Source organism: Elusimicrobiota bacterium (assembly GCA_016182905.1).
GTDB lineage: Bacteria > Elusimicrobiota > Elusimicrobia > UBA1565 > UBA9628 > GWA2-66-18.
Map to the genome: position 1 here is coordinate 1 of JACPFR010000029.1, position 6,385 is coordinate 6,385.

4 protein-coding genes are annotated in these 6,385 nt (G+C 68.1%); all 4 read left to right on the plus strand.

Translation table 11 applies throughout. From position 1 onward, the window contains the following. Window positions 1-422: 422 nt before the first annotated feature. Complete coding sequence (locus HYV14_11005) at window positions 423-1,196, plus strand: type II secretion system F family protein (GenBank protein MBI2386529.1); 774 nt, start codon at window positions 423-425, stop codon at window positions 1,194-1,196. Window positions 1,197-1,304: 108 nt separating this feature from the next. Beyond that, window positions 1,305-4,421 carry a hypothetical protein gene (locus tag HYV14_11010; GenBank protein ID MBI2386530.1) on the plus strand — a complete coding sequence of 1,039 codons (3,117 nt, stop codon included), beginning with the start codon at window positions 1,305-1,307 and terminating at the stop codon, window positions 4,419-4,421. Window positions 4,422-4,541: 120 nt separating this feature from the next. After that, window positions 4,542-5,921, plus strand: a complete 1,380-nt coding sequence (locus HYV14_11015; GenBank protein MBI2386531.1) for a caspase family protein — start codon at window positions 4,542-4,544, stop codon at window positions 5,919-5,921. 15 nt (window positions 5,922-5,936) lie between these two features. Beyond that, on the plus strand, window positions 5,937-6,227 hold the full coding sequence (locus HYV14_11020) for a hypothetical protein (GenBank protein ID MBI2386532.1): 291 nt from the start codon (window positions 5,937-5,939) through the stop codon (window positions 6,225-6,227). Window positions 6,228-6,385: the final 158 nt, after the last annotated feature.

Genomic DNA, 6,385 nt, shown 5'->3' on the forward strand with positions numbered 1-6,385 from the left:
CGTGATGTTGGCCTACAATTTGATGAGCGTGTTCCGGCAGGCGTTACTAAAAGCGCCGAAAGCGGTTCGCCTTTCCACGATGCGCTTCCAATGCTTTGCATTAGGAAGCTGGGTCGGACGAAATGGCCGAAAGAAGGTCCAGCGGATCAGTTTGCCGCGGCAACGCCGGGCTTGGTTCGACGGATTATTCGCCAGCATCAACGCCTTTAAGGCGCCATGGCCGATCCCAACCTAGTTCCTAATGCAAGATTTGGATCAAGGATAGTCGAAAGCCGTCCGGCGATGGAGGGCTTTTAATTCCCAAGGAACGGGGTTACACTTACCGGCAGCGTGAGTTGCTGCCGCGTTTTCGCCGCAGCACGAATGGTGTTTCAGACTTTGGAGCGATTCTGATCGGCGAGCTCAGTTCACGGCCTTTGAGTTTGTACCAGTCGCTGACGCAGGCGGCGAACAGCGGCGTTCCCATCCTGGAGGCGATCGACCTGCTGGCCGCCGAGGGGACGCTCGAGCAGGAGATCGCCTTCGCGCTCAAGGCGCGCCTGCGGCGGGGGGGGAGCTTGGCGACGGCGATGTCTCATCACCCCGGTCTCTTCCCTGGCTGGCAGGTCGAGATCGTCCGTATGGGCGAGGCGACGGGGCGGATGGAGTTGGCGCTGGCGGCCGTGTCGGACATCCTGGAGACGCGGAGGCTCTTTTGGCTCGGCCTCCTCGCCCGCTTGGCGACGCCGGTATTCCTCTTGCACCTCGCGCCGCTGATACTCGAGGCTCCGTTATGGGCGAGCGCGGGCTTTGATGCCTATTGGCGCGTGGTTCTGGGCGCCTTGGTCCGCATGGACCTCCTCTTGCTGGCTCTTTGCCTCTCGTGGCCTTGGGTCAAGGACAGCGCCTTGCTCGACCGCTTTTGGCGCTTCGACGCGAAGCATCGCTTCCTCGTCTGTCTGTCGGCGCTGTTCCGCGCCGGGGTCTCCCTCGATGAGGCCGTCGCGATATCGTGCGCGGCCGCCGGCCGCCCGCGGCCTCAGGAGGGCGGCTCCAAGGAAGCGTTCGTCGATCGGCTGGCCCGCATCGGCGTCTTTTCGGGGGAAGAGTTGGGCCTTCTGCGCGTGGCGGAATTCTCCGGAACGCTCGACACGGCTCTCGGGCATCTTGCGGATCGGGCTCGGCAGGATTGGGTATCCGCTCTCAAGAAGGCGTAAGCTCGCGCTAGTCGGACATTGGGCCCAAAATGTCCTAGGTCCAATGAATCGGCGGACTGACGCCGATGGTCTCGGGGCGCTTCAGCCGCTTTTCGATAGAATCGCCGCATGCTGCATAAGTCCGTCGCCGCGGTCGTCTCCGTCGCCGTCCTCATCGGCGGCCCCGGACTGACCGCGCCCGCGGCCGCCCAGACGATGACACGCGGCGCGGCCGTGAACGTTTCCGTCACCCCGTCGATCGGAGCGGGGTTCGGCGGGTCCATCCCAGGCGCTCCGTCCTTAAGCAGGGCCATCCCCTTGTCCGGCGTCTTGGCCGCCCCGAGCCCGCTGAGCGCGCCGGCCGTCGCCGTCAACGCCGCCGTCGATGCCGCTCCCGTTCCCGCCGCGGCCGCTTTGGCCGCGATCCCGGCTCCGTCCGCTCCCAAGGGCTCTCCCGCCGCCGCGCCCAAGGCCGCCCTGAGGGCTCTCGCGGACGCGTCCGCGCGGGCCGCGGCCGTCGGAGACCGGTTTTTCGACCAGAGCGCGCCCGCCGCCCCGGAGGCCGAGATCGTCCTCATCCGGACGCTTCCCGCGGAGGACGGTCGCCGCGGCACGGGCCATGACCAATCCGCGCAGCTGGAGGCGCTGGTGCAGCGGAGCGAGGGCAAGATCAAGAGCCTCGAAAGGGACGGCCCGTTCTCCCTGTTCCAGGAGACCTTCGCCGTCGAAATAAAAGCCTCGGCGCGCGCGGAAATCCTCGCCGAGCTCGGCGCGATCGCGGGCATCGAATTCCATTCCTTGTCCGACCTATTGAGCGCCGCCGCGCGCCGGGAGCCGAGGCCGCTCCCGGACGCCGAGCGGTTCGCGGCCTACGCGGGCCGGCTCGACAAGGGCTCGCTGGCCGAGCGCCTGGGCGCCTTCGCCGAGCTCGGCTCGGCGCTCGAGTCCGCGGCGCCGGAGCAGGTCGCGGCCCTGCCCGTGGAGGCTCGCGACGCGGTCGCCGTCGAGCTCTACGACCTCGCGGCCGTGGCCGTCAACACCTTCAACCTCGTGCAGGGCGCCGCGCGCCAGGACATCCGAAAACGGCTTCACGACGAGCGCGCCGAGCGGCCGGACGGCTGGGCCGGATTGGAGAAGGCGGCGCAGGAGGGGCTGAAGGACCCCGCGGTCCGCGCCCGCTTCGAGCCGCTGCGGACGATGCTCGTCCGAACGCTCGGCGCGATGGACCGGCTGAACACGCCCGGAGCCCGGGCCCTCGTCATGCAGATGCTCCCGCACGCCGAGCACGCGGGCCTCGAGTTCGTCGCCGCGCGCCGCGAGCGGCGCGCGTTATATATCGGCGAGTGGCTGGGCACGATCACGGGCTCGCTGGATGAGACGCTCGAGGGGATGCGCCTCGGCGCCGCCCGGCCCGAGGGCTGGACCGGCAGCAACCGCAGCGGCGGCTACACTCACGTCGAGGGCAGGCGGCAGTCGATGCACCTCTACCAATGGAAGCGCGGCCGCTTCGATCCCGCCGAGATGCGCCACGAGCTGCTGCTGACGCTCGGCATGCCGGACGGCGCCTCGCTCGTCGATCTTCTGCTGCCGGCGCTGGAGGCTATTCAGAATCGCGTGCCGCAGATGGATTCGCTCAATCGCGAGAACCGCATCGGCGAGGAGCTCCGGAACCTCGAGGGGCGCCTCGCCGGCTACGCGGCGCAGGCGGAGCAGAACGGCCGCCCCATGACGCCCGAGCAGATCGACGGGTTCCGCCGCGACCTCACCGAGCAGCTCGTGAGCCGCTACGACGAGCACGACAAGATCGACGGGCACTCCGTCGTCGACCGGCTGCTCCTGTCGTTGAGCTACAGCCCTTTTCACGCCGTCATCCCCGGCTTCGACGAGGCCGTCTACGTCGCCAACGCGCTGCGCTTTTTCCATGAGGCGCACGGGCGCGTGAGCGAGCCCGGGCTGCTCAAGCAGCTGGCCGACGCGGCCGTCGGCTTCCTGACCGGCGTCGCGAACGCGCCCGTCCTGGACTTCCGGCCCGAGCTGCGCGCGCAGGCGGTCGCGACTTGGAAGGCCTTAGCGGCGAAGGCCCGGGCGGCGGGCATCACCCTCAACACCCGCATGGACGGCGTCATCGACCCGCGTCCGCAGAAGCTTCTCGGCGAGCCCGCGCTCCTGGACGACGCCGGCAAGGACGCGACGACCTGGCAGATCGCGATAAGCCCCGGCGACCGCTGGATCGCCCGCGCCGCGGGCGACCGCAGCGTCAAGATCTGGGACGCGCGCACGAAGGCGCTGCTCAAGACCATCCAGCTCGACGACGCCCGCCAGCTCTACGGAGACCTCGCCAACTCCCTGGGCGTGGCCTGGGCCGCCGACGGCCGCCTGCTCGTGACCACTTTGCACGACGGCGAAGAAGGCGGCCGGAAGTTCAGCTACAACATGGTGCGCTCCTTCGACCTGACCGGGGATCGGGACGTCCTGACTCCCGCCGACGCCGTCAGCGCGGTGAGGATCCCCGACGTCTACGTGCTGCGGGAGATGACGCAGGCCTCGCGAGGGCCGCTCTACGCCACCATGAAGGAGCTGCGCAACGAGCAGCAGCACTACCTGGGCGCCGAGGTCCGCCTCGTCGGCGCCGACGGCGTCGCGCTGTCGCTGATCGAGAACGCGACCTTGCTGAGCCTGCGCGGAGATGCCTTGCTCACCGCGGCGCCCGGAAAGTCTCAGCCGAGCCTCAGGCTCTGGGACCTCTTCGATCCGCGCCGGCCCCTGGACGCGACGCCCGAGTGGCTCAAGGAGCGCGTCGCCGCCTGGCGCGCCCGCAACCCTCGGAGCAAGTACGGCTGGTGGCCGACGATCTCCGCCAAGCTCGGTACTTTCCAGGATCGCCCCGCGCTCATCCTCCACGACGAGGGCAAGATCCAGCTGCTCGACCTCCAGACCGGCGCCGTCCTGCGCTCCATCGAGGTCCCCAACGACTGGGACGTCGCGCCTTATCTCGCCGACGAGAAGGGCAGGTACATGGCCGCCGTCGTCAAGGCGCCCGGCCAGTTCAGCGGCCCGAACCCGGAGCGCCTGATGGTCTGGGACCTCTCGACCGGCGAGCTCGTCATGGAGCTGGACGCGACCTACGTCCCGCAGGGCTGGGTCTACAGCCGGGGTCAGTCCATCGGCCAGCTGCTCTTCAGCCGCGACGGCAGGCGTCTGATCGCCGCCGGCAGGCAGAGCGTCCAGATCTTCGACCTGCCTTAGCGCCGACTCGCGAGGGTTCTGACGGCGTCCACGACGGGCAGCCGGATCTCGACGTGAACTATCCTCAAGGATAGTCGAAAGCCCTCCGGAGATGGAGGGCTTTCATTTATATACTATCGCGTGATGATGAAAGCGGCCTGCTGCGCTATGCTGGCTTTGGCGGCTCTCGCGGCGGGCTGCGCCCCGCCTCCCGTGCGCCAAAATACCTGGACCAGCGTCATGCCGGCTGCGGTGTCGCCCTACGCCGGCGCGACGGCGGCCGTCGTCTATTCCGAGAACACGAAAAGCGCCTTGGAATACCTGCGCAAGTCGACCTTCGGCCAATTCGATCCCGACGCGGTGTTCGCTTCCGTCTTCGCGGCTTTCGACAAGGACTTCAAACGAGCCGTCCGGATATCGAGGCTGGAAGAGGCCAAGGGGTCGGGCGCCGACGTCGTCATCGTCGTCGATTTCTACGCGGTGCTTTCGACGAATAAATTCAGCCCGACCAAGATGGACGTCACGGCCGCGGTCTTGACCCTCGACGGCCGTCAGATAGATCGGCTCGTCGTCCACTCCGAAAGCCGTCAGTCGTGGTCGGCTGTCTCGCGTCCCTACGGGGCGGCGGTGGAACAGGGGGCCAAAGACCTCGGAGCGCAGCTCGAGGAGCGACTGACGGCGTCGTCGAAGCTGCAGGACTTCCTGGGTTCCCGGCAAGAGCCGCCCGCCGCGCGTCTGGTCGCGGCGAGCCCCGCGCCGGCCCCGGCTTTGCCCGTCTCCCCTTCGCCGGGTTTTTCTTCGCCCGAGAGGCCTGACGACCTCGCCGTCATCGTCGGCATCGAATCCTACTCCGACATCCCGGCCAAGGCGCCGTACGCTGAGCGCGACGCGGACGCGTTCAAGGCATACGTCCGGGCTCTCGGCGTGCCCGAACGCAACATCGCCCTGCTCAAGGGCTCTAAAGCGGGCAGGGCGTCGCTCGTGAAGAACGTCGAGCAATGGCTTCCGCGCCTGGCCAAGGCCGACAGCCGCGTGTACTTCTACTTCTCGGGGCACGGCGCGCCCGACGTGAAGACGGGGTTGGCGTATCTCGTGCCCTGGGACGGCGACCCCAATTTCCTCGAATCGACCGCCTACCCCGTCGCCCAACTCTACCGGAAGCTCGGCGAGCTTCCGGCGAAGCAGGTGCTCGTGGCGATGGACTCCTGCTTCTCCGGCATGGGCGGGCGCTCGGTGCTCGCCTCCGGCGCCCGGCCGCTCATCGGCAAGGTCGAGACCGGAGGCGCGCCCGCGAAGCTCACCGTGCTCGCGGCCTCCGCCGCCAACGAGATATCGGGATCGCTCGACGACAAAGGCCATGGCGCTTTCACGTACTTCCTGCTCCAGGGTCTCGGCGCGGGTAAGACGACGCCCAAGGCGTTGGCCGACTACCTGACGCCGCGCGTGCAGGACGAGGCGCGCCGCCTCAACCGCGATCAAACGCCTCAGCTCCAGGGCGACGGGTCCTGGTCTCTGCGCTAGGGGCGACTGGGTCGAATGAGCTCCTCCGGCGAACGCCTCGAGCCGCGCCTGCGCGAGACCGCGCTCATCATCCTGCGCCGGCACCACATCGGCGAGGACGACCTGAAGCTCGAGAAGAACGAGCCCCACGAGCCGCCCTCCTGCCTGATCAGCGGGCATCGCGTGCGCGTGGAGGTCGACGACGGGTCGGCGGCGTTCCGCGTCATGTCGGGGCGCTGGAGCGGGCGGCGCGCGGATTACCCGACCGCCGGGGCCTTCGTCGCCGCGTTCGAGGAAGAGCTGGACGGCGCGCTGTCGGGCGCCTGATCGCGCCGCGGAAAGCGCCTAGATAAGATGGACGAGCCGTACACCTGATCCCGTCGTTGTAGAATGCGCGGGTTGCTTCGGAAGAAGCCTATCCGCATACAACACGGAGGTGTACGGCTCTATGAGTCATTCTACCACAGTAGTCGGTTTGGACGTCC